The 23,232-nt window shown below is 35.5% G+C and carries 21 protein-coding genes and 1 tRNA gene; 1 reads left to right on the top strand and 21 read right to left on the bottom strand.

Annotated features, from left to right (window positions below):
* From WC644_09280 to WC644_09265, 4 genes are all read right to left on the bottom strand, one after another.
* On the bottom strand, positions 1 to 333 hold a 333-nt coding region (locus WC644_09280; protein MFA5012126.1), incomplete at its 3' end, for a hypothetical protein.
* 339 nt (positions 334 to 672) lie between these two features.
* On the bottom strand, positions 673 to 1,536 hold the full coding sequence (locus WC644_09275; GenBank protein ID MFA5012125.1) for a transketolase: 864 nt from the start codon (positions 1,534 to 1,536) through the stop codon (positions 673 to 675).
* A 68-nt stretch (positions 1,537 to 1,604) separates the two neighbouring features.
* Positions 1,605 to 2,228 carry a glycerol-3-phosphate acyltransferase gene (locus WC644_09270; protein ID MFA5012124.1) on the bottom strand — a complete coding sequence of 208 codons (624 nt, stop codon included), beginning with the start codon at positions 2,226 to 2,228 and terminating at the stop codon, positions 1,605 to 1,607.
* A gap of 3 nt (positions 2,229 to 2,231) precedes the next feature.
* Positions 2,232 to 3,104 carry an N-acetylmuramoyl-L-alanine amidase-like domain-containing protein gene (locus tag WC644_09265; GenBank protein ID MFA5012123.1) on the bottom strand — a complete coding sequence of 291 codons (873 nt, stop codon included), beginning with the start codon at positions 3,102 to 3,104 and terminating at the stop codon, positions 2,232 to 2,234.
* A gap of 51 nt (positions 3,105 to 3,155) precedes the next feature.
* Between WC644_09265 and WC644_09260 the strand changes: the two genes are divergently transcribed.
* Positions 3,156 to 3,617 carry a GNAT family N-acetyltransferase gene (locus tag WC644_09260; protein MFA5012122.1) on the top strand — a complete coding sequence of 154 codons (462 nt, stop codon included), beginning with the start codon at positions 3,156 to 3,158 and terminating at the stop codon, positions 3,615 to 3,617.
* A 12-nt stretch (positions 3,618 to 3,629) separates the two neighbouring features.
* Here the strand turns inward: WC644_09260 and dnaB are convergent, their stop codons facing one another.
* From dnaB to polA, 17 genes are all read right to left on the bottom strand, one after another.
* Positions 3,630 to 5,090 carry a replicative DNA helicase gene (gene dnaB, locus WC644_09255; protein MFA5012121.1) on the bottom strand — a complete coding sequence of 487 codons (1,461 nt, stop codon included), beginning with the start codon at positions 5,088 to 5,090 and terminating at the stop codon, positions 3,630 to 3,632.
* Positions 5,062 to 5,892, bottom strand: a complete 831-nt coding sequence (locus tag WC644_09250; GenBank protein MFA5012120.1) for a uracil-DNA glycosylase — start codon at positions 5,890 to 5,892, stop codon at positions 5,062 to 5,064. Before WC644_09250 ends, dnaB begins: the two co-directional genes overlap by 29 nt.
* Positions 5,893 to 6,042: 150 nt before the next feature.
* Entirely contained in the window at positions 6,043 to 7,254 is a 1,212-nt protein-coding gene (gene coaBC / locus WC644_09245; protein MFA5012119.1) for a bifunctional phosphopantothenoylcysteine decarboxylase/phosphopantothenate--cysteine ligase CoaBC, read from the bottom strand.
* Between the two features lie 17 nt (positions 7,255 to 7,271).
* On the bottom strand, positions 7,272 to 7,562 hold the full coding sequence (locus WC644_09240; GenBank protein ID MFA5012118.1) for a DNA-directed RNA polymerase subunit omega: 291 nt from the start codon (positions 7,560 to 7,562) through the stop codon (positions 7,272 to 7,274).
* Complete coding sequence (gmk, locus tag WC644_09235) at positions 7,543 to 8,121, bottom strand: guanylate kinase (GenBank protein MFA5012117.1); 579 nt, start codon at positions 8,119 to 8,121, stop codon at positions 7,543 to 7,545. The genes WC644_09240 and gmk overlap by 20 nt, the downstream gene beginning before the upstream one ends.
* 2 nt (positions 8,122 to 8,123) lie before the next feature.
* Complete coding sequence (locus WC644_09230; protein MFA5012116.1) at positions 8,124 to 9,008, bottom strand: YicC/YloC family endoribonuclease; 885 nt, start codon at positions 9,006 to 9,008, stop codon at positions 8,124 to 8,126.
* Between the two features lie 6 nt (positions 9,009 to 9,014).
* Positions 9,015 to 9,842 carry a TIGR00730 family Rossman fold protein gene (locus WC644_09225; GenBank protein ID MFA5012115.1) on the bottom strand — a complete coding sequence of 276 codons (828 nt, stop codon included), beginning with the start codon at positions 9,840 to 9,842 and terminating at the stop codon, positions 9,015 to 9,017.
* Complete coding sequence (locus WC644_09220; protein ID MFA5012114.1) at positions 9,843 to 10,583, bottom strand: SDR family oxidoreductase; 741 nt, start codon at positions 10,581 to 10,583, stop codon at positions 9,843 to 9,845.
* 7 nt (positions 10,584 to 10,590) lie between these two features.
* Positions 10,591 to 10,664 (bottom strand) — tRNA-Arg (locus tag WC644_09215).
* Between the two features lie 404 nt (positions 10,665 to 11,068).
* Positions 11,069 to 12,136, bottom strand: coding sequence for an Omp28-related outer membrane protein (locus tag WC644_09210; GenBank protein ID MFA5012113.1), 1,068 nt, complete (start codon positions 12,134 to 12,136; stop codon positions 11,069 to 11,071).
* Between the two features lie 494 nt (positions 12,137 to 12,630).
* Complete coding sequence (locus WC644_09205; GenBank protein ID MFA5012112.1) at positions 12,631 to 13,683, bottom strand: T9SS type A sorting domain-containing protein; 1,053 nt, start codon at positions 13,681 to 13,683, stop codon at positions 12,631 to 12,633.
* A 171-nt stretch (positions 13,684 to 13,854) separates the two neighbouring features.
* Positions 13,855 to 15,897 carry a T9SS type A sorting domain-containing protein gene (locus WC644_09200; protein MFA5012111.1) on the bottom strand — a complete coding sequence of 681 codons (2,043 nt, stop codon included), beginning with the start codon at positions 15,895 to 15,897 and terminating at the stop codon, positions 13,855 to 13,857.
* A 106-nt stretch (positions 15,898 to 16,003) separates the two neighbouring features.
* Entirely contained in the window at positions 16,004 to 17,038 is a 1,035-nt protein-coding gene (locus WC644_09195) for a T9SS type A sorting domain-containing protein (protein MFA5012110.1), read from the bottom strand.
* Positions 17,039 to 17,078: 40 nt separating this feature from the next.
* Complete coding sequence (locus WC644_09190; protein ID MFA5012109.1) at positions 17,079 to 18,812, bottom strand: agmatine deiminase family protein; 1,734 nt, start codon at positions 18,810 to 18,812, stop codon at positions 17,079 to 17,081.
* Positions 18,813 to 18,902: 90 nt separating this feature from the next.
* On the bottom strand, positions 18,903 to 19,880 hold the full coding sequence (gene rfaD, locus WC644_09185) for an ADP-glyceromanno-heptose 6-epimerase (GenBank protein MFA5012108.1): 978 nt from the start codon (positions 19,878 to 19,880) through the stop codon (positions 18,903 to 18,905).
* A 2-nt stretch (positions 19,881 to 19,882) separates the two neighbouring features.
* Positions 19,883 to 20,347: an NUDIX domain-containing protein gene (locus tag WC644_09180; GenBank protein MFA5012107.1), complete on the bottom strand. Its 465-nt coding sequence runs from the start codon at positions 20,345 to 20,347 to the stop codon at positions 19,883 to 19,885.
* A 17-nt stretch (positions 20,348 to 20,364) separates the two neighbouring features.
* Positions 20,365 to 23,232, bottom strand: coding sequence for a DNA polymerase I (gene polA, locus WC644_09175; GenBank protein MFA5012106.1), 2,868 nt, complete (start codon positions 23,230 to 23,232; stop codon positions 20,365 to 20,367).

The raw sequence follows: 23,232 nt of genomic DNA, 5'->3' as shown, positions 1-23,232 counted from the left end.
GTAACCTGCATCTGTTGTGGAGAAGGTTATTGGCATTGTGTTGCCTTCGTTTGTTAAATTCGTTGGCAGTGTGAATGCGATGCTGATCTGTCTGTTTGGCTGACCTGCGAGAAGGAATTTACCTGCATTGGTGGCTCCTTTATCGACTGTTGTGGCTACACCTGCAACGATGTCGTTACCAAAATCAAGATCCTGTGTACTGGATACTGTAATGTGTGTTATTACTGTTCCCTTTGCATTAATTTGTGATGTTACGGGAACCTGCTGAGCAAAAATGTCTTTAGAGACTACTAATGCTAAGACTACTGCGATTGCTAAGAAGAACTTTTTCATTTTGTTACCTTTCAATTTATTTTTAATTTTTATTTTAATTTTAAGTGTCTACATATCACATTACAAACACCGTGCCATAAAAATACTGCGAAAATGGATAAAAATTGAGGTTTCTTATTTACGTACTATAGTCATACCACTATGTATAAAGTAAGGAGACTATGTTATGTTCAATCAGTAAAAAAATAGTAATTAAAATATGAAGATTGATATTTTTAGAAGTACGAGAAATGTCAAATTTAGGCTCTAAATCGGCAATAGATTAAGAAAGTTGAGGTGTGATAAAAAGAAAACGACCTGAGTTCAGGTCGTTTTCTTATGTAAATCAAATTATACTAACTAAACGAAGTCACCATACTTCGTTTCTATCAATTCAGTTAAAGCAATCTTACCCTGCTCGTCATTCGGCGGTACACCATGCCATCTGTAATCGTCTTCCATGAATGATACGCCGCGTCCCATTTTTGTTGTTGCGATTATTACTGACGGTTTACCTTTTACGTCTTTAGCTTTTTTAAAAGTATCAAGAATATCCTTCATATTGTGCCCGTCCATTTTAAAAACTTCCCAATTGAATGATTTAAACTTGTCCGCCATTGGGTCAAGATTCATAACCTTCTGTACTCTGTTGTCAATCTGACAGTCATTCTTATCAACAATCATAATCAGATTATCTGTTTTATGATGAGCCGCTGTCATTATTGCCTCCCAAAGCTGCCCTTCCTGAAGCTCGCCGTCGCCGTTAATGCAAACAACTTTGTTAGGTTTATTTTCCAGCTTTAAAGCTAAAGCAGTTCCTACTGCTATAGAAAGTCCCTGACCGAGAGAACCCGATGCAATTTCAATTCCAGGCAAACCGTGAGTCTTTAGAGGTGCAGGATGCCCCTGCAATCTTCCGTTTACTTTTCTTAGCGTCTTGAGCTCTTCAAGAGGATAATAACCTCTGCGTGCAAGTGCTGCATACCAAACTGGGGCTATATGCCCTATTGATAGGTAAACATAATCTCTTCCTTCAAAATAAGGATTTTCATTGTCTATGTTTAACAAGTTGAAATACAGGGCTGTGAATATATCCGTCATTCCAAGCGGCCCGCCTGAATGTCCTGATTTTGATATTAAAAGCATGTTTATAATATCACGTCTTATTTGTCGTGCCATTACATTAAGTTCATCTGTTGTCTTTAGTCTTGGATTCTTACTCATTATAAGTTTAAAATTTAATTAATTTGATTTGATTTAAAATAAATAAACCAAAAATAAGTGATATTAATTCATTTGCTTTTTTGAGATTTTGATGATTTAATAATCGCAAGAAACGGTCTTATGTGCTTAAGTAGTATTATAAGCGATAACACAATAATTAAGGTTATCATAATATTTGTATCAGAAACCGCTTTATTTATTAGAGGATTCAAAATATAATATGCGACGGGTAATAAAAGCGTAGCTGCAATATTTCCAATATGTATATTCCGTTTTACACCGTAAGAAATCATAAAAAGAACACACCAAATTAGTAGTGCCCATGGTTCAACCGCAGCACATATTCCTGCTGCTGTTGCAAGCCCCCTTCCACCTTTAAACTTAATCCAAACAGAAAAATTATGTCCGATAATAATGAGTGCTATCGGAATTAGAATTGTTTCTAAACTGTAACCTGCAACTGATAGAAAGATAAATGCCGGTATAAATCCCTTTAAAAAATCAACGGCTAAAACTATTCCGCCTGTTAATTTTGAATTTGTTACTTCGTATGAATTAAGCGCTCCAACATTTCCCGACCCCTCTTTAATTATGTTTTTTCCGTGGCTGAATTTAAGTACCAGATATGCTGTCGGAACAGAACCTATCAAATAAAACAGGATACACAAAAGAATATATTCGGGGTAATGCATTATTTATATCGGTCTGACGACGATTATCCCTGTTTGCTTCTTATTGATTTTAAGATATTCTTTCAGTTCTTCGTTTGAAATAACTATTTCACCCTTTGTTATTGAAGCATGCATAAACTTTGTCTTTCCGTCTTCTTTGAATATAAAACCTGTATGAGTAACATCAAGCCCTTCGATGTTCGTTGTCGTTGCAACTATATCACCTGTCTGAAACTTATCATAATACTTATCAACCTCACCCTTCTTAATATAATAAAGGTTTCTTTTATTCATGTTTTCTTCTATTAATTGCATCTCGTTTATATAATCGCCATTCCCTTTTAGTTGCTTATAAGCATCTGTATGTGTTGTCATGAAGTCAATTTCCTTATCGTAAGGCTCACCTCCGATTTCTTCCGTAATATCCTTTACAAGTCCCTTTTCCTGATTATCGAAAATCCAGTCAGTAAAATAATGAAGTCTTGAAGGGTAACCATTTATCTCGCCGTTTCTGTATCTTATCTTTTGGAGTTCGTTTTTATAACTTTCAAAGTTTATTGTTCCTTTCTTGATAATGTTTGATATGGCAAGCACATTTTCTACAAATGTTACACAGTCAAGCCCTGAAATCTTAATAACAAGTTTTTCATTGTTTACATCTTTGTCAAGCGTCCCTGCAGTATATTCTACACCAAGAAATGATTTTCCTACTACTGCTATTATTTCCGAAATATCTGAATTTCCCAATGAGGCGTCAAAACTATTCAGTTTCTTCTTCACTTCTTTTATCTCATAATCGTCATCCGCAACGGAATTCGAACTTAAAACAAAGACGGATGCTGTTATTATCACGCAAAAATAAAAAGTCTTTATAATGAATTCTTTTATACTTATCATATTCTTGAAATTTTACTAATTTACAAACAAACAAATTAAACTTAAATGAACATGCGCAATAATAATCTGTATATCCGTAAAGCCCAAAAATCAGATTCGAGATACATAATAAAACTTATAACCGAACTCGCCGAATTTGAGAAACTTACTCCACCGGAAAAACAGGCACAAAAACGTTTAATCTCTGATGCCTTCAAAGCAAAGCCGTTATTCAATATTCTAGTTGCAGTTGAAAAGAATGAGATTGTTGGTTATGCTTTTTATTTCTTCACTTATTCTACTTTTCTTGCTAAACCAACTTTATACCTTGAAGATATTTTTGTAAGCGAAAAATACAGGTATGAAGGAATCGGTAAAATGCTATTTGATAAATTATTAAGAATTGCAAAAAGTAAAAAATGCGGAAGACTCGAATTTACAGTCCTTGACTGGAACAAAAATGCAATTAGATTTTATAAAAATTATAACGCTAAGATAATGAAGGAGTGGTTGCCGCACAGAATCACACTGTAAAAGTTTTCTTTCTTAGAATTCGGATGCATCCCTTTGATACTGTGAAGGACTACCAATAATCGGTTCTTTTGTCAAATCCTCGAACCTCGTTATCTCCTCGAGAAATACAAGTCTGAAGTCTCCGGGAGGACCGTTCCTTTGTTTTCCTATCACTATATCTGCTCTTCTTTTTACTTCTTCATATTTAGCCATGTCATCTTTTGGTGGAGGTGAAACTAAGAATTCCCTGTGAATAAATATAACTACGTCAGCATCCTGTTCTATTGCACCGGATTCTCTCAGGTCCGAAAGTTGAGGTCTTTTTTCCTTCTTCTGTTCTATCCCCCTGTTTAGCTGAGCAGCTGCAACAACCGGTATATCAAGCTCTTTTGCAAGTGCCTTCAGACTTCTTGATACGTGAGCTACCTCAAGGTCTCGTCTTTCATACTGTCCTTCTCCTTTTAACAACTGCAGGTAGTCAACTACGACCATGTCTATTTGATGCTCATGCTTTAAGCGTCTTGCTTTTGCCCTCAGCTCAAGTACATTCATCTCGCTGGTATCATCGATGTACATTTTTACTTTAAGCTTATCCAGAGAATTTACAACCCTTGCCCACTCTTCGTTTGAAGTTCTTCCGCTTTTTAATTTCTGTCCGTCAACTCTCGATTCAACCGATATAAGCCTTGAGATAATTTCCATCTTAGTCATTTCGAGAGAGAAAAAAGCAACCTTATAACCCCTCTGAGCCGCATTTCTCGTTATGTTCAGCGCCAATGCAGTTTTTCCATGCGATGGTCTTCCCGCAATTATAATAAGCTCTGACTTTTGAAAACCAAGTGTTAAATCGTCGAGAAGTTTGTATCCTGTCGTCACACCCGGAAGATTCTTCTTGTCTCCGCCCCTTCTCGAGCCTAACTGTTCAAGTACGTTATTAATTTCTTCTTCTACTGAAACTACCCTTTTCTTCGAAAAAGATTCCGATGTGTCAAGAATATCCTTTGAAGCATTTGCAAGTATTGCATAGGGTTCTGATGATGGGTTAAAACAATTATCGAGTAATTCTTTTGCAATATTTATTAGCTCTCTTAGTACGTATTTTTCATATATAATTCTTGCATACCTTTTTGCACTCGCAGAAGATGCAATGCTTTCGGTAATTCTAAGTATGTATTCTACACCGCCCGCAGAATCGAGCTTACCCATCCTCTTGAGTTCTTCAATTACTGATAGTGCGTCAAGGTCTTCGTTTCTTGTGTCAAGGTTTACCATTGCTGAAAATATCACTCTATGTGCAGTCTTGTAAAGGTATTCTGACTTCAGTATTGATGCTATGTCTGCAAACACCATACTATCAAGCATAATGGCTCCAAGCACTTGTATCTCAAGCTCAGTTGCATTCGGAGGAAGTTTGCCCTCAAAAACTTCTACCATTGAGTCCTCAGCGGTTCTTTCCAGCTTCTTTTTATCCTGTATTATTTTTTTCCTTGTCATACTCTTTTCTGAATAATTGTACGTCTTCCCATGTCGGTTTCTTCCAGTTTGGATTTCTGAGTAGTGCAGCCGGGTGGTAAGTTACCATAGCCTTTACTTTAATATCGCCAAAAGTGAGTTTGTAGATTTTACCCCTCATTCTTCCTAGTGTCTCTTTAACCCTCAGCATCGTCTGTCCTGCAAACGTACCTACACATAGAATTAACTTTGGCTTTATAAGCTCGATTTGTTTAAGTAAATACGGCTCGCATTTTAGTATTTCCTCAGGAGTCGGATTCCTGTTTTCAGGTGGTCTGCATTTTAAAATATTGCAGATGAAAACTTCTTCTCTTGAAAAATTAATAGCTTTTAATATATCTGTCAGCAGCTTACCAGCTCTGCCTACAAAGGGTTCTCCCTTCTCGTCTTCGTCTGCACCCGGTGCCTCACCGATGACCATCACATCTGCATTCGGACTACCTGTTCCAAAAACAAAATTCTTTCTCGTTTCGCAAAGATTGCACTTTATACATTTGTTTATCAGTGAATCCAGTTCGCTGATTTTCTTTACATCCATCCATTCTTCTCTCAGTAATGTCATCGGAGATCCTTCCCTCACTATATTCTCACTTTCAACTTTTTCTTTATATTCAGTCTCGTGATTATGAACAGCAATTTTTATTTTCAGTTCTTCCACATCAGTATCCTCATCTGGTACTTCAAGGTCATACTCTTTTAGTAATTCTCTGGGAATGTGAATTTCCTTCTCGCCCTGAACATACTTCAAATAATTTATACTATCTTCTAATAATTTTCTTTTCAACTTATCTTTGTGCTTTGCTGTAAGAAATATTCTTAATTAATATATTTATTGTTCTACTTGCTCTTCTTTACGACCTTTGCGGTAAAAAATGTACTTCGAAATAATTTATTCTCTTATCCGAACAAATCAACGTTCTATAAAAATAATAATCTATCTCTTCCCAAACAAACTGTCAAGTATCTCATTCGCCAGCTCAAATTTCGTCATCTTTGCCAGCTCCTTCACCGTTGTCTTGTTAATCAACGTTGCAACATTAGTGTCCGTACCGAATCCCGCTCCCTCGACATTCGGATTGTTCAATACTATCATATCAAGATTTTTATTCTTCATTTTCTTCTTTGCATTTTCTACTCCATTATCTGTCTCGAGAGCAAATCCAACAAGTCTGTATCCTTTTTTATTCTTTCCCATATAACCTAAAATATCAGTCGTCTTTATAAGCTCAAGATTATACTCTTTTCCTGTCTCCTCTTTCTTCATCTTATGTTTCATCACAACCTTTGGTTTGAAGTCGCTGACCGCAGCTGACATTATCCCGGCAGTTATCCCTTTCATATTCTTCTTTACTGCATCAAGCATATCATCACCTGTTTCAACATCAATTCTTGTCACACCTTTCCTGTGCTGTAATGCAGATGGTCCTGTTATCAGCACAACTTCCGCTCCACGTAGATATGCTGCTTTCGCAATTTCGAAACCCATCTTACCCGAAGAGTAATTCGACAGGTAACGAACCGCATCAATCGGCTGTCTTGTAGGTCCGGCAGTTACGAGTATTTTCTTTCCCTTTAAATCTTTTTCATAAAACTGCTCTTCAACAAATTCAATAATTTGCTCAGGCTCAGGCATTTTTCCCATTCCGTATATTCCGCTCGCAAGCTCCCCTTCGACAGGTTGCATTATTCTGTAACCGTCATTTTTCAGTGACTTAATATTTCTTTGAGTTACTTTGTTGTTATACATGTCTTCATCCATTGTAGGTACTACTACAATGGGACATCTTGCGGCAAGTATTGAGGAAAGTAAAAAGTTATCAGATATTCCTGCATTTATTTTAGCAATCGTGTTTGCTGTTGCCGGAGCAAGCACAAACATGTCTGCCCAGGTTCCGTTTGTTATATGCCACGTGCCTGCGTTGACTGTTTCAACTTTTGACATGTCTCCCTCTGGAAACATATTTATTATGACGGGATTTCTTGAAAGTACTGAAAGAGTTAAAGGCGAAACAAAATTTACTGCTGATGGTGTCATTATCACTCGTACTTCCGCACCGGTTTTAATGAAAAGTCTAACCAGATTGTTTATCTTGTATGCTGCTATACCAGCACTAATGCCGACTATTATTTTCTTTCCCTTTAACAAAGTTCAATATAATATTATTACTTTAGTCCTTTGTACCTGAAGCTCAGCTTTTTACTTATCAGTTCATCAACTGCCTGAATTGTAGGTTTAATCCTTTTTTCAAACTCAAGAGATAAGTTAAGCTTGTCCTGATTCGTTCCTGAATCTTCATCTGTTTCTTTCATAAGTACAGGCTCAAGTCTCTGGCTTACTTCAATCCTGGTTTCGTCATTGATTTGTCTTGCCCTTTTTGAAGCTACTACTGTAGCTTCGTAAATATTTTCGGCACTTTTCTCGAATTTGTCTAAATCAACTGTTGTTATTGCCATTTTGTATTCCTTTATATTTTTTAATAATATTTTTTGCTTCTTCTACTGCTGTTTTTAATTCAAAATTGTCCAGCACAACATCAAACTGGTCTTTCTGCTTCATTTCAAAATCTATCCTTGCAATTCTTTTCTTGAGATATTCATCGCTTTCCGTTCCTCGGTTTATTAGTCTTTCTATTATTGTATTCTTGTCAGGTGGATTTACGAATATTAACAATGCCTTGTCTTTATAAATTCTCTTTATCGAAAGTGCACCCTTCACATCCATGTCAAAAACCATCGACTTTCCGGAAGTAAGGCATTTGTCAACTTCACTCTTTAACGTTCCGTAATAATTATTATCGTATATCAGTTCGTATTCCACAAACTCATCATTCTTAATCTTGCTTTCAAACTCTTCCTTAGTTATGAAGAAATAATCTTTCTTGTCTGTTTCGTTTTTTCTTTTCTGCCTAGTAGTTGCTGAGATTGAAAACATAAACTCTGGATATTCTTTCAGTACCTCTTTTACTATCGTTGTCTTGCCGCTTCCCGACGGTGCTGAAAATACGTATAACATATCTACTCTACATTTTGAATTTGTTCGCGTATCTTTTCAAGTTCTTCTTTCAATAATGAAACCTTTTGGGATATTACTGCATCTGATGCCTTTGACGCAATCGTGTTTATTTCCCTGTTCATTTCCTGAAGTAGAAAATTCAATCTCCGTCCTGCATTCTCTTTTGAATTAACATTTTCCCTGAAAAAATCAATATGACTGTTCAGTCTTACACATTCTTCGGTTATGTCCATTCTTTCAGTGAGTAAAGCAAGTTCAAACTCCAGCCTTTTTTCATCGATAACGTTCCTGTCGTTAAGATAATAATTCAACTTCTCATTAAAAACTCTCTTCTCTTCTGCAATCCTTTCTTTCCCCAGTTCTGATATCGTTCTTGTCTCCGAGTTTATAGAATTTATTCTTTCTAAAATATCCTTCTCTAAAAATGCACCTTCCCTTTTCTTCATTAAAAATAGGTCTTCAACTGCTTTGTTTATTAACACAGTTATAAATTTAAACTCTTCTTCATCTACCGCATTATCATTCTCCCTCAGATAATAATCAGATAGAGAAAGTATATGCTCTAATTTTATTTTTTCCTTTGAACCCGATTTCTTCTTTATATTCTTTAATATTAATATCTGTGCCTTTAGGTTCTCTTCATCAAGCATTATATCTGATATCCCTTTGCTGTCTGATGTATCTACCCCTATTAATACACTAACCTTTCCCCGAGATATTTTTTGCTTAACTATTTCACGTATTTCATATTCTTTTGTGTATATGTGTTTCGGACATTTCAGCATCACCTCCATGTACCTGCTGTTTACAGTCCTTAACTCTACAGTGTACCTCAGTCCGTTTCTTAATTCTTCGGCTTTGCCGTATCCTGTCATACTTACTAGCATATCAGTCTATTTAACGTAATTTTTAATTAATTCTCTCTTTAGATAATTGAATGCCTCATCAACGCTGTTCACAAACTTAAATAAATTCAGATCTTCTTGCGATATCATTCTCGTCCTCGCCATCTCTTCGAAATTAATTACTTTTCTCCAGAAATCTTCTCCGTATATTATTATAGTCATTTTCTTGTTAAGCTTCATCGTTTGCACTAATGTCAGTATTTCCATGAGTTCATCAAGCGTTCCGTAACCGCCCGGCATTATAACAAGCGCCTTCGCGAGATATGCAAACCAGAATTTCCTCATAAAAAAGTAATGAAACTCAAAATTCAAATGTTTGTCTATGTATGGATTTGGGTATTGTTCAAAAGGTAACGATATATTAAAACCTATTGAAAGCCCTTTCGCACGTTTAGCTCCCCTGTTCGCAGCTTCCATTATTCCCGGACCTCCACCCGAAGTTATAACAAACTTATTCCCTTTTCCTAAACCTTTTGACCACTTCGTCATCCTATAAGCTAACTCTTCTGTTTCGGTGTAGTACCTTGACATCTCAATATCAACTTCCGCTTTCTTCAAATCACTAATAATTTTCTTACCCGGCTTTTTCAACCTTGAAAGTTTCAACTTAAGTTCTTGTAGATTCTTTCTTGCTGCTTCCTCAGATAATGTTCTTGCAGACCCAAAAAAAACCACCGTATCCTTTATATCACTCGCTTTTAATCTCGAATATGGCTCTAAATATTCTGATAACAGCCTCACAGTCCTACCTGAAGGTGAATTCAGGAAATCTTGATTCTTATATGCCTTCGGTGATTTCTTAACGTGCTTTGTCATTTATAAACTTTTTCCTCCGTCAACCACAAATACATTACCGGTTGTCCATTTATTTTTAACTGCTAAATATTCTATCATTGATTTTATATCTTCTGCTTTTCCGAATCTCTTCATCGGATACATCGCTTCTTCTGTTTTTATCACAGTAGCATTCTCATCTCCTTCTATCCATATGGTTCCTGGGGCTATTGAATTTACTAATATTTCCGGAGCAAGTCTTTTCGCCGTAAGTTTTGTCAATTTTATAAGTCCGGCTTTCGCAACAGAATAAGGTATCACCGACTTCCAGTTTTCTATTCCGCCAAGAGATGAAATGTTTATTATACTGCATGGTAATTCATCATTTTCAATCATCATCTTCGCTGCCTCTTGTGTACAAAAAAAAGCATTCTTTAAATTCATACCGATAAAATTATCAAAATCCTCTTCCGTCACATCCAAAAAATCTTTTCTCTCAAATATTGCTGCATTGTTAACCAACACATCAAGTCTTTCAAACTTTTCCTTAGCCTCAGCGAATAACTTTTTAATATCAGTAACTTTTCTCAGGTCAGACTTAACACACAATACTTCAGCACCCTTTTCAATTACTTCACTCATCGTCTTCTCAACTTCTTCTTCACTTGAATTAAAATAACTTAATACTATATTAAAATTTAACTCCGCAAGTTTTATGGCAATTTCTCTGCCTAATCTCCTTACTGAACCAGTAACTAAAGCTGCCTTTTTCTTATTTTTCATATAACAGTGCCCTTGGGATGACTCGAACATCCGACACGCAGTTTAGGAAACTGCTGCTCTATCCACCTGAGCTACAAGGGCTAACATTAAATGTACGAAATTTCATTACCTTTTTCGAGTGAAAAATCACTAATTTTTTATCCATTTTCAATTTTTATCAGCACATATACCGTATTTTAAATCCATTAATACTACCCAAAATTTCCCAAAAACAAATCCTCTTTCCCACTCTGATTAAAACCTAAGAAATCCATTATATTGATAAATATGCAATTCTCCCATTAAATATCCTTTTTTTCTGTATGCCTGCGATATGTCTGCGATATGCCTGCGATATGTCTGCGATATTAAAATATCATGAAATATTGTCAAAATCCTAATACTTTATCATAACAATATCAAATAAGTATATATATTATCATATAATTAAAAAAGGGGAGCACATTTCTGCACTCCCCTTCAAGAAAAACCATTAAATTCTGCCGTTATTTGACCAGCATCATACGCTTCGTTTCAGAAAATTTATCTGAAACTAATTTATAATAATACATACCCGATGATAAGTTAGAAGCATCAAATACGATATTATATGAACCTGCATCCAAATACTGATTGAAATATGTTGTTATCTCATTCCCAAGAACATCATATACCTTCATGTACGTTTGTCCGCTCTTTGGAATTGAAAATTTAATATTCGTTACCGGATTAAAAGGATTCGGATAGTTCTGTTCAAGTGAATAGTTTGCAGCAACTTGTGTTTCGTTTCCTATACTGGTAGTTCCTTCTACCGGTGCTTTCTTCGTATTCAAAACATAACTATTCGAATTCAATGTACCGTTCACAAAATACGCAAATACTCCAATTTCACAGTTCTCCGAAGCCCACGCTGAAGGTAAAATATAATTCCACGTTTTTGTTTTCACAGTTCCTGCAGTCCATGTCCCCGAACTTAGTTCTTCCCCTAATGCACCGTTAACCATGTTTCTTACAACATGCTTGTGTACGTAATTCGATCCGCCTGTGCATGAACTGTTTCCTGTTTGAGAATAAATCAATTTGTCTTCAAGTAACACAAAGTTTATGTTCACTGTCGTATCAAGATTTCTTAATGCAGTTACATTTGCGGTCACCGAAACTTCTCTTGTTCCCATATTATAATTCTTTATCAAATCAATTTTTACATCTGGAGTAAACGTGATTTGATAACTGACCTGTCCCGACCATGATCCTCGGCTTATTGCACCTGTTCTTCTCCCTACAACACCAGTGGGATATGCAGACAACCCAAGTGCTGAAATGATTGAATTCCCGTTAAAATTGGTCCATGGATCATTTCCGGATCCTGCTGGTCCGTGATACTCAAGCACAAGTGTATTCGGATACTGTGTTAAAATTTGTTCTGCTATAACATGCCCGCATGGACACCACTGGCACCATGTTCCCGTGCAAAGCTCAAGTAGTACATTATTTGAATCTTGTGCTTGGGTCTTTTGTGTAAAAACAACTGAAATAAGAAGAATTGCGATAAAAATGTAAAGTAGTTTTTTCATGACTTTTAAGTTTAAAGATTTTACAAATACCATTTTATTTAACTATTATTATTTCGTACATTATTGATGTTTACTTTCATTTTAGCAGTATCATTCCTTTGCCATATTTAATTTCGACCTGCGAACAAGTTTATCAATACAGTCTTACCGCCAATTATTTCTATCGAGAAAATAAATCTACTTAAAAGAATTATTCTTTTATAGGGAATGAATCGATAATTCAATAACCAATCGTTCTAACTAAACTGATGCAGAACTACAATAACAAGTATTAATCCTGCACATATATTATTACCCCCTGTATGGGTAATAATATATTAAGAATAGATTTTATTGTCAATATTAATACGCATTTATTACTAGAAGGAAATCATACCTTTCCAAAACCGGAAGTGAAAAAGTGAATTATAAAATCGTACATCTTCTATCTTATTATTAAAGAAAGGGAGAGCAATTCTGCCCTCCCCTTCAGGAAAAACCAATAAAATCTGCTGTTATTTGACCAGCATCATACGTTTTGTTTCTGAAAATGAACCTGACTTTATCTGATAAAAATACAAACCAGATGACCACTCAGATCCATCGATGACTATTCTATACTTTCCTGCCTTTGTCATACCCGAATGATACGTCCCGACTTCTTTTCCTAATGAACTGAATACTTTCAATGTTGTATTATCTTCTTTTGGTAATGAAAACTCAACTGTTGTCTTTGGATTGAAAGGATTCGGGTAATTCTGTGATACTGAAAAACCCTTTGGAATTTCAGTCGAGATAGGTGCAATTGCAGTAGGTGGTGAATAAATCCCTGCTACATTATATATCTCTTTTGTATTATCTTCCTGCACAAAAGCTATTGTGTGCATATTATTAGTTTCCCATACGGGATTTAATTTATATGTAATTATATAAGTGTACGTTCCGGCTGCTACAGGATGTGATGTACCTTGACTTGTGGGATATGATGCTCTGAAAACATGGGGGAAACTTATTTCACCATTTGTTCCTGGAGGAGAACTGTATGTAATTCTATTTTCCAATGCCATCGCTCTTAAAAAATAATTACCGGCTGGCAATTCCGAAAGATTTGTTACTGTTATCGTCGCTCTAATCGAATCACCTGGAATTAAATGATTAACAACCGATATCGCGACAGGCGTCGGAATGCTTAAACGATAATTAAAATAATAATCTAATGTCGAATAATTTGAATAGGATTGGGTAAAATACAATCCTTCAATCTTTGTATACGGTACTGAGTTCACTCCATAATAATACCTCCTGTCATAATTCTGTACAGTATTGTGTAAGTACATAGGGTCATTTCCGGGAGATGGCCATCCCACGTGATATTTAACCGATACAATTGAATCACCCTTTGTTGCTAAATAACTTGCCATGTAAGGATTTTGTTGTGCACAAGGTCCACAGGTTGAACTTGTAAATCCTTCAAAGAAAATCGTACGAGTTGTTGTCTGGGAAAATGCAGCAGTGCTTATTAATGCAAAAACTGCAAACACAAAAAGTTTTAATGTGAATTTTTTCATGATTTATTATTAAATATTTTATAAACCCAATTAATCAAAATTATAATAATTTTCTTTACGATACAATACAATACTGAATCATAAAGATATGAATTATAATAATAATATTTACATAAAGAAAAGGGAGAGCAATTCTGCCCTCCCTCATTAATCAAATCATCTTTTATTCTCTTATTTAATCATCGACATCTTTCTTACTTCCTTATAATCATCAGCTTCAAGCTTATAGAAATAAACTCCGCTCGCAAGCTTTGAACCGTCAAACTGCGTCAGGTAAATTCCGGCGTTCTGATTTCCTTCGTACAATGTCGATATCAATTGACCCTTTATATCATACACCTTTAATGATACTTTCGAACTCCTCGGTATCATATAAGAAATATTTGTAACCGGATTAAACGGATTTGGATAATTCTGATTTAAGGCATATTTAGTCGGAGTCTCTATTCCAATCTGCTGAATGGAAACTATAAAACTGCTTACTGCTACAGAAAATCTTCCCCATTGGCTGTCACCATTTGGTACGAAGGCACTCGTAGTCGAGGGTGCTGTAGCTAACGTTGTACCGGCTTTATCAAATATCGTAAATGGGAATGTTGACCCTCCGTTCGTTGATACTTGCACCTGTAATCTGTCATTATATGCTGCACTGTAATTAGAATGAGCCCAGTTAAATCTAATTGAGTCAGTTAAATCTACATTGTTAAATACAGGTGATCTCAAATAATCAATATGTCCGACATCACTGTAATTGTAACACGCAAGTCTTGCTGACCTTGTTCCTGAAAATAATGGCCCGCTCGCGCCTGAAAATCCATCCCAGGTTAAACTCCCGGCATTTGGATTTATCACCTGCCAACCTGACGGCGGGAAACCTGATTCAAATACTTCATAATTAAAACCTGAGTTTATTGAATAGGTCTGTGAACCGGTTATTATCTCATTGTTGTTATTCACAAAACTCGGTAATGGCATTGGTTTTGTATCATATGGAGTAACATTCTTTACATATCTCTCAGCAGTTACAACATGAGGTGCTTTACCTGCATTTATGATTTCCTTGTTAGCATCATTCTGTACAAATGCTGCTGTGTAATATGACGTATCCGTTGCACCCGCGAAAGGTGTAAGTTTATAAATAAATTCATAGTTGTATGTCCCTGGTGTCGTCGGTATGGTTGTACCGCTCATATCGGGATATGCAAATCTGAATACATCTTTAAATTCTCTTTCTCCATTTGTACCTGGAGGCGATGGATAAGTTACCTTCGTGGAAATCGAGTTAACCCTAAGTTTATAATTTCCCGCTGGTAAAGGAGAAAGGACCGTTACTGTCACGTTTGTCTTTATCGAGTCTCCAATTTTTGTATCTATAACATTTACCGATAAAGGCGAACCCTTCAACATCCTCGTAGTATATGGTGTCAACAAATTGCTCAAAGTAGAATATCCGCTTACCTGTTTAAAAATTCCGTCAACAATAAGAGTAGGTACCGAATTCACAGCGTAATATGTCTGTACTCTTGGTTGTATCTGTGTAGAATTAGCTGTATACATCGGGTCATTTCCGGGTGACGGCCACCATACATGTGTTTTTATTGGTACCAATGAATCAATTCGCTCTGAGATAAAAGCATCAAGTGATGGATTTTGTGACGCGCAAGGACCGCATGTAGAAGCGGTAAATGCTTCAAAGACTACTTTCCGTTGTGCTCCCGGCATGTAAAATGTATATTGCTTCAATGTATCATTCAATCTGTTCTCGTCCGCAACCCATGTAGAATAAGTTTTTATATTAATCGCTGTATTCGGAACTATTTGCATTGAGTCAAATTCAATTACAGCACTATCGCCCGATGAAATCGTTGGAGCTGGCTTTGTGCTAGTATATGAACCTACTGAAAGAACTAAATTAAACGAACTTGCAGAAGTAGTACCTATGTTTGTTAAAGTTACTGTAGGTAATACTTTAAAAGTATTCGTTCCGTTGGTTGAATAACTTGAATCCTTCGGAATATTTATCGATGATACTGCAATGTCATTCTGATATTGAGTTCCAAGTGAGAAGTTATCAACGTAAATATTATTCCCGTAAGCGTTTGTTGATACAAACTGAACGACAATATCGTTTAACATTGATTGTTGTGTTGTCTGGAAATTGAATGCCATTACACCAATTGCCAGAACTAATGTAAAGAGAAATACTTTCTTCATGTCTTAAAAAATAAGTTTATAAAATGAGTTAGATGCATAAAATCTTAATATAAAAATAATATAACCATGTTAAATTTTCAAGTGTAAGTTACATTATCATTCTTGCTTATTTAATCAACATCAACTTCTTGACAGCAGAATAATCACCTGAAAGTAGTTTATAATAATATACACCGCTTGATAAACCTGAAGCATTAAATTCTACTTCGTACTTTCCCGCCCGAAGTTGTTTATATACCCGTGTTGCTACTTCCCTGCCCATGGAATCATAAACTTTTAAACTTGTAAATCCAGATTTAGGTAAAGCAAATCTAATCTTAGTCACAGGATTGAACGGATTTGGATAATTCTGCTCAAGGTTGTACTTGTTCGGTACTTCATTCGATATATTATTTATTCCGGTTGGCATAAATGTACCTTTATTAGCATTAAGCACTTCTTTGTTCACATCATTTTGAACAAAGGCTACCGTCACAATGCTTGTATCCTGCCAGGCTGTCTCGCGTTTGTATGTGTAAGTATAATTATAAGTTCCAATTGTTGTTGGAATGTCAACTCCTGTCGTATTTGGATAAGCCCTTCTAAATACAGTATGAAACACAGTCTCACCATTTGAACCCGGAGGAGTTGTATATGTTATCAGTTTCTCGACAGCCATAACTCTTAGTTTATAAGTTCCGGCAGGTAAATTTGTGCTTACTACAAGTGTAATAGTTGATTTTATCGAATCACCCTGTATCCTCTCATCAACAACATCTATCGAAAGTGGTGGAGTTACTGCAAGCCTCGTATTCAAAGCATTATCAAAAGCTGCTGATGTAAAAGGCCATATATCATAAATAATACCATCAACATTGCACGTTGGCACTGCCGTAATGTTATTGTATTGTATCCTTTCTGTACTCTGAGTCGGATTCGCTTGATACATTGGATCAACTCCCGGCCAGGATGCATGGTACATTATCGATATGGCTTGTGCTTGATGATTCTGAAGCCATGATATCAATATTGGATTGCTCGCAGCACATGGTCCGCATGATGCGTTTGTTCCTTCTTCAAAAAGAACTCTGCGTGTCGGCTGAGCATAAACGGTCGCAATAACCGTTAATACAATTAGAAATGAGTAAATAATTTTCTTCATAATATTATTTTAGTTAAATAGTAAAAGTTACGATTATTTTCTATTTTATTAACATGAGTTTCTTTATATCCGTAAATCCTCCCGAAGTCAACTTATAGAAATATATTCCGCTCGATAATTCCGAACCAAGGAATTCAACCTCATAGACTCCCGCTTCTACTTTCTTATCATATAATCTTTCAACCTCTCGACCCATCACATCATATACTATTAATGATGTATAACCCGAGTTAGGAATTTCAAATTTAATCTTTGTCACAGGATTAAACGGATTCGGATAGTTCTGATATAATTTGTACTGTCTTACATTCCCTATTTCATTATTAATAGCTGTCGGTGTTGTAACCATAAACTTAAAATAACCTAATGGTGCGGTATATGGTTTTGTAATTGTTTTGTTGTTATTCGATGTTGCTGATACGTAATAGTAAACCGTTTTATTCAAAGATTGTGCTGGTATGTAAGCCTTAAAAGTATCTGCTGCGTTGGTCATATTTAATTCGGTATAAGATAAAGTTGTATCCGTCCTCCAATAAACTTTTGCGTTTTGAATACCCGCTTTAGATTTTATACTTGCTTTCACCTCATAAGGAGTCGTCGTATTGTCAGTGTTTCTTAAACCCGAATGTGAAATAAATAGTGGATCAAATACTCCTATTTCTTTCGTTATACAGTGCACAGCACCGCTTGCCGAAATCATTCCGCTGCAGTTTATTCCTACAACCCTATATCCCGGCATCGCTTCCCTATAAATCCTTAATGCTGTAGTATCCAATGAAAATCCATATATCGGTACTATGACAGTTTTATTTACTATCAATGAATTTGTATATGTATAATAACTTGAGTTAGGCGGGTACTGACCCGATGAACTTGGCGGCATAGGTATTCTTACTACCTTATATGGCTTACCGAAACAAGTTTGGAAATTACTTAAAACATAATTCAGGTTATACTCAATCTGCGGACCGTCCGACACTCCGTTGGGATACTGTCCAACAAGTATAGTTTCTTCATCAAGCAATTTCATGTGCATATCTATGTGATGTATTCCGTCATACGGCAAAGTATTCATCTTAACATACCTGCTAAGTCCCATATACTTCTTTGCTATTGTATCAATTTGTGCTTCAGTTTTTCCCGGATTCTCATTCAATATTAGTTTTGATGAAAATCCCGTTCCATGCCCGTCAACCATGAAGTTTCCGCCTGTCGCAGTAAAATCATACGGAGATACTATCGCCTGATGGAGCGGAGTATTATACATTTGTGCTATATATACCGGTATTTGATCGTCAAGAGGTCTCGGTCTATTATAAACCCAGTCAACCATTTTCAGTGAATCAATATCATACGTATATACATTCCATTGACCGTAATCCCTGCACCATACTGAATTGAATGACCTTATTAAAAATCGCAGATTGACAAGAGGTACTCCGTAAGACGTGAGCTGAGATTTTACACTATTTGAATCTGAACACACAATCACGCACACACACTCATCTTGCACATAATCGACAATTTGAGCTAATATGGATGTGTAAGATGTCCATGTTACCATTATAGCCTGAACCTCTTCCCATTCAGCAGTTGTCCTTACAGGAGAAAAAGGCGGATTTGTTTCTTCAGTACTAAATCCCGGTGGTGTATAGCTTTTGTAAATCCTTTGCTCTTCTTCTGTCATATAATGTGGCAGGTTTTGAGCGAGGGAATTATTGAATGTAATCAAAACGAAAATTGTAAACGAAATTAGGGAAATGAAATTTTTCATATTTTTAATTAAATATTTCTAAAATTATTACCATTACTAAAATACTTTTGTTTTGTTCTTATTAATATTAGATTAGAAAACAAAGATTTCTCAACTTAAAAAAGGAAAATCCGTATTAAGATAGTTACTTACGTAATCCATCACTGCATCTTCAAGCTTGTGATATTTTCCGCCGTATCCTGCATTTCTAATCTTCTTCATGTTAGCCTTAGTGTAATCCTGATACCGTCCTTTTAATACTTCGGGCATCTCAAAGTACTCAATATTCTCTTTCACATTTAAAGCTTTAAATATCGGCTTGACAAATGAATTAAAAGTATTTGCTTGTCCAGTTCCAACATTGTATATACCATTAACAATTTTGTTCTCACCGAAAAATATTGTCATTTCAACAGCATCCTTAACATATATAAAATCACGTTTTTGCTCACCATCACCATATTCTTTTGAATAAGATTTAAACAATTTAATCCTGCCTGTTTCCTTTACTTGCTTGTAAGCTTTGCTAACAATACTCTGCATATCTCCTTTATGATATTCATTTGGTCCGAAAACATTAAAATATTTAAGCCCTGCAATCCTATCAAGATAACCTTCTCTTTTTGCCCATTGGTCAAACATCTGTTTCGAATACCCATATGGATTGAGAGGTCTTAATGTATCAATTTTATCCTCTTCGTCATCGTATCCTCGTTTACCGTCGCCGTACGTAGCTGCAGACGAAGCATAAACGAATCTAACATTATTTTCTAATGAATGCCCGCAAAGAAATTTTGTGTATTCGAAATTATTACGTAATAGAAAATTCATGTCAAGCTGTGTAGTTGAACTGCATGCTCCCAAATGATATAAAGTCTCTATCTTATTCTTTTTAAGAAATCCGTCATGTACCATTTGACCAAAATCATCTTTATCAAATACATCAAGAAATTTTAACGCTATTAAATTCTTAAATTTGTCGTTTACCCCAAAATGGTCAACAATAATAATATCTTCACGTCCTTTTTTATTGAGCGCCCAAACCAATGCACTTCCAATAAATCCTGCTCCTCCGGTTACTATTATCATAACTATATTTTAATTTCAGTAAATGTTTTAAGTCTTTCTTTTGTTCTTAAGTTTTGTTCTATAAATTTAACGTTTTCTTTCTGGCTTTTAAAGTACAACTTCTGTGATGCCTTATTGGGATTTAACCACAAATAATCACTGTGTTCATCTGAAATTGTAACCATCTTACCCTTAACTAAACATACGAAGAGAGGAATTAAACTTATCTCATCTGTCCGCGGTGAATAAAATGTCGTCGTATGCGGCAAAACAAAAAGCCTGAAGGGCGTGAGCCCGGATTCTTCTCTAACTTCTCTTAATGCTGTTTCGAATGCTTTTTCATTCTTCTCAATTTTACCGGTAATTATCTGCCATATTCCGGGATATAATTTTTCACATTCAACTCTTTTAAGCAGTAAAAACTTATAGCCCTCTTTGAACTTTCTTGCAACATAACACTCAATATATATTGAATTAATTTTAGGCAATAGCAGATGTATTATAATTAATGTGCCTCATACCAGTTTTTACCCGTTCCGATTTCAACTTCGACCGGAACATCCAGCTTAATGGCGTTTTTCATTTCCCTTAAAACTATTTTCTTAACTTCTTCAATTTCAGGTTTATAAACCTCAAACACAAGTTCATCATGTACTTGCAGTAGCATCTTAGACTTAAATTTTTTCTCCTTAAATACATTATGAATCTCAATCATAGCAATTTTTATCATGTCTGCCGCTGTTCCTTGAATGGGCATGTTTATAGCCATTCTCTCGGCTTCACTCCTTACAGCATTATTGTTGTTGTTTATTTGCGGTAGATACCTTCTTCTCCCTTTCAGAGTTGTTACATAACCATTGTCTCTTGCAAACTTTCTTGTTCTTTCCAAATATTCATAAACCTTTGGAAACTCTGTAAAATATCTGTCAATGATTTCTTTAGCTTCTGAATTCTTAATTTCAAGTCTTGTTGCAAGTCCGAATGCTCCTATTCCATATATAATCCCGAAATTAACTTCCTTAGCTTTTCTTCTTCTATTTGGAGTAACTTCATCCTTCGATTTAAGTTTAAATACTCTCATCGCAGTTTCAGTATGTATGTCCCTGTTTTTCTTAAATGCACTTATAAAATTCTCATCCCCTGAATAATGAGCCATAACCCTCAGCTCTATCTGTGAATAATCCGCAGATAGTATTTCGTATTCATCATTTTTCGGTACAAATGCTTTCCTTATGTTCCTTCCAGCTTCTGTTCTTATAGGTATGTTCTGCAGATTTGGATTAACACTCGAAAGCCTTCCAGTAGCAGCCCTTATCTGATTAAATGAAGTATGTACCCTTCCCGTTCTTTTACTTATAGATTTCATAAGTCCGTCAATGTATGTCGATTTCAGTTTTGTCATCATTCTGTATTCAAGGATGCTCGCTGCTATTGGATGTTTGTATCTGAGTTCTTCTAATACACTTGAATCGGTTGAGTAACCTGTCTTTGTTTTCTTTGTAAGCCCTAAATGAAGTTTTTCTGTTAATATTTTTGCTAATTGAGCGGGTGAATTTATATTAAACTTCTCTCCTGCTTCATCGTATATCTTTCCTTCATATTTTTCTATGTAATTCTGAATCTCTTTATCCAGTATTTTTAAAACTTTTCCATCTACACTTATTCCCTCGAACTCCATATCTCCAAGTACTTTTATCAGCGGAAACTCGATTTCTTCGCAAAGTTTTGTTTGATTCAGTTTTGCAAGTTCATAATTAATTCTGTGGTAAAGCTGTAAAGTAACATCTGCATCTTCAGACGCATATTCGCTCACAAGTTCAACATCAACTTCGTCCATTGTTTTCTCATCTTTTCCTTTACCTATCAACTCCTTAATCGAAATCGGTCTGTATTTCAACCATTTCTCGGATAAAGAATCCATGCTATGATCAACGGATGCATCAAGTATATATGAACCCACCATAGTATCAAAATGTATATTATTCATTTCAACCCCGTATCTTTTCATAAGCAGATAATCGAACTTAATATTTTGACCGATTAATTTAATTTTCCTACTCTCTAAAACAGGCTTTATCTTATTTATTGCAATGTTAATTTCTACTCCAATATTCTTTCTGACTTTATCAGAAGAAAACAAATCGTTTGAACTCCTTACCTCTTCATCAAATTCACCAAATACGGGGAGATAAAACCCCTGATTCTCTTGATAGGAAAATGACATTCCTACGAGTTTCGCATCATTAAAATCAAGTCCCGTTGTTTCTGTGTCAAATGATACAAATTCCTCGGAAATTAATTTTTTTACAAGCTTATCAAGTGATGCTTCATTTTTAATCGTATAGTAATCATGTTTGACATCTTTTATTGTCTTAATCTCCTGAATATTCTGCTCAATTTTCTCACCTTGAATTGTTATCCTTAATGGTAAATCATTGTCTGATCCCTCATCGGCTTTTTCAATCGTTTCAATGGGTTCTCCAAATCGAAGTCCCGCACTGTATTTCCTAGCAAACGTTTTCATATTAAGCTCTTCAAACCTTGTATAAAGAGCAGATTTATCAGGTTCTTTCCTTATAAGATCATGGAAATTAATATGTAGTGGAACATCAGTTTTAATCGTAACTAATCTTTTTGCAAGAAAAGCATTTTCTTTATCTCTGATTAGTATTTCTTTCAGTTTTGGCTTAGAAATCTTCTCTATACTTTTATATAAGTCTTCTATACTGCCGTACTCTTGAATCAAAGCAATTGCTGTTTTTTCACCAACACCTTTAACTCCAGGAATATTGTCAGCAGAATCACCCATTAAGCCGAGTATATCTATAACTTTGTCAGGTGTAACTCCAAACTTGGCTTTTACACCGTCTGTTCCAACGAATTCGAGTCCGCTAGTGCTTCCGGCTGATGTTTTCGATGGTCTAAAAATAAAACTTATATCGGATACCAGCTGCATATAATCTTTATCAGGTGTCACCATATAACTATGCACACCTTCTTTTTCTGCTTGTTTTACTAACGTACCAATTATGTCATCAGCTTCAAATCCTTCAACTTCTATCATTGGAATATTGTACAGCCTTACAATGTCTTTCACTTCATTTATTTGCCAGGGCATATCATCAGGAATCTCAGCCCTTTGTGCTTTATACTGTGGAAATTCTTTATGTCGAAATGTTGGCTTTTCTGTATCAAAACATACAGCTATGTGATCGGGAATCTCTTCTTCAAGTATTCTTAACATTGCATTAACAAAACCATAAATTGCGGATACATTATTTCCCTTTCCATCTTTCAAAGGTCGGCCTATCATCGCAAAATAAGCTCGGTAAATCATTGCCATCGCATCTATTAGAAAGAGTTTTTCTGCCAT

Source organism: Ignavibacteria bacterium (assembly GCA_041649015.1).
Taxonomy (GTDB): domain Bacteria; phylum Bacteroidota; class Ignavibacteria; order Tepidaquicellales; family Tepidaquicellaceae; genus CAIKZJ01.
Note: the sequence above shows the minus strand (reverse complement) of the source record. Positions and strands in the feature narration are given on the sequence as shown.

What these genes read in the sequence shown, in the direction of transcription:
- WC644_09220 (MFA5012114.1), bottom strand. Translation starts at nt 10,583, where the DNA reads ATGAAAAATAAGAAAAAGGCAGCTTTAGTTACTGGTTCAGTAAGGAGA.
- WC644_09210 (MFA5012113.1), bottom strand. Translation starts at nt 12,136, where the DNA reads ATGAAAAAACTACTTTACATTTTTATCGCAATTCTTCTTATTTCAGTT.
- rfaD (MFA5012108.1), bottom strand. Translation starts at nt 19,880, where the DNA reads ATGATAATAGTAACCGGAGGAGCAGGATTTATTGGAAGTGCATTGGTT.
- WC644_09260 (MFA5012122.1), top strand. Translation starts at nt 3,156, where the DNA reads ATGCGCAATAATAATCTGTATATCCGTAAAGCCCAAAAATCAGATTCG.
- polA (MFA5012106.1), bottom strand. Translation starts at nt 23,232, where the DNA reads ATGGCAGAAAAACTCTTTCTAATAGATGCGATGGCAATGATTTACCGA.
- WC644_09270 (MFA5012124.1), bottom strand. Translation starts at nt 2,228, where the DNA reads ATGCATTACCCCGAATATATTCTTTTGTGTATCCTGTTTTATTTGATA.
- WC644_09275 (MFA5012125.1), bottom strand. Translation starts at nt 1,536, where the DNA reads ATGAGTAAGAATCCAAGACTAAAGACAACAGATGAACTTAATGTAATG.
- WC644_09190 (MFA5012109.1), bottom strand. Translation starts at nt 18,812, where the DNA reads ATGAAAAATTTCATTTCCCTAATTTCGTTTACAATTTTCGTTTTGATT.
- WC644_09230 (MFA5012116.1), bottom strand. Translation starts at nt 9,008, where the DNA reads ATGCTAGTAAGTATGACAGGATACGGCAAAGCCGAAGAATTAAGAAAC.
- WC644_09240 (MFA5012118.1), bottom strand. Translation starts at nt 7,562, where the DNA reads ATGGCAATAACAACAGTTGATTTAGACAAATTCGAGAAAAGTGCCGAA.
- WC644_09265 (MFA5012123.1), bottom strand. Translation starts at nt 3,104, where the DNA reads ATGATAAGTATAAAAGAATTCATTATAAAGACTTTTTATTTTTGCGTG.
- WC644_09195 (MFA5012110.1), bottom strand. Translation starts at nt 17,038, where the DNA reads ATGAAGAAAATTATTTACTCATTTCTAATTGTATTAACGGTTATTGCG.
- WC644_09200 (MFA5012111.1), bottom strand. Translation starts at nt 15,897, where the DNA reads ATGAAGAAAGTATTTCTCTTTACATTAGTTCTGGCAATTGGTGTAATG.
- gmk (MFA5012117.1), bottom strand. Translation starts at nt 8,121, where the DNA reads ATGTTATACGTATTTTCAGCACCGTCGGGAAGCGGCAAGACAACGATA.
- WC644_09205 (MFA5012112.1), bottom strand. Translation starts at nt 13,683, where the DNA reads ATGAAAAAATTCACATTAAAACTTTTTGTGTTTGCAGTTTTTGCATTA.
- dnaB (MFA5012121.1), bottom strand. Translation starts at nt 5,090, where the DNA reads ATGACAAGGAAAAAAATAATACAGGATAAAAAGAAGCTGGAAAGAACC.
- WC644_09225 (MFA5012115.1), bottom strand. Translation starts at nt 9,842, where the DNA reads ATGACAAAGCACGTTAAGAAATCACCGAAGGCATATAAGAATCAAGAT.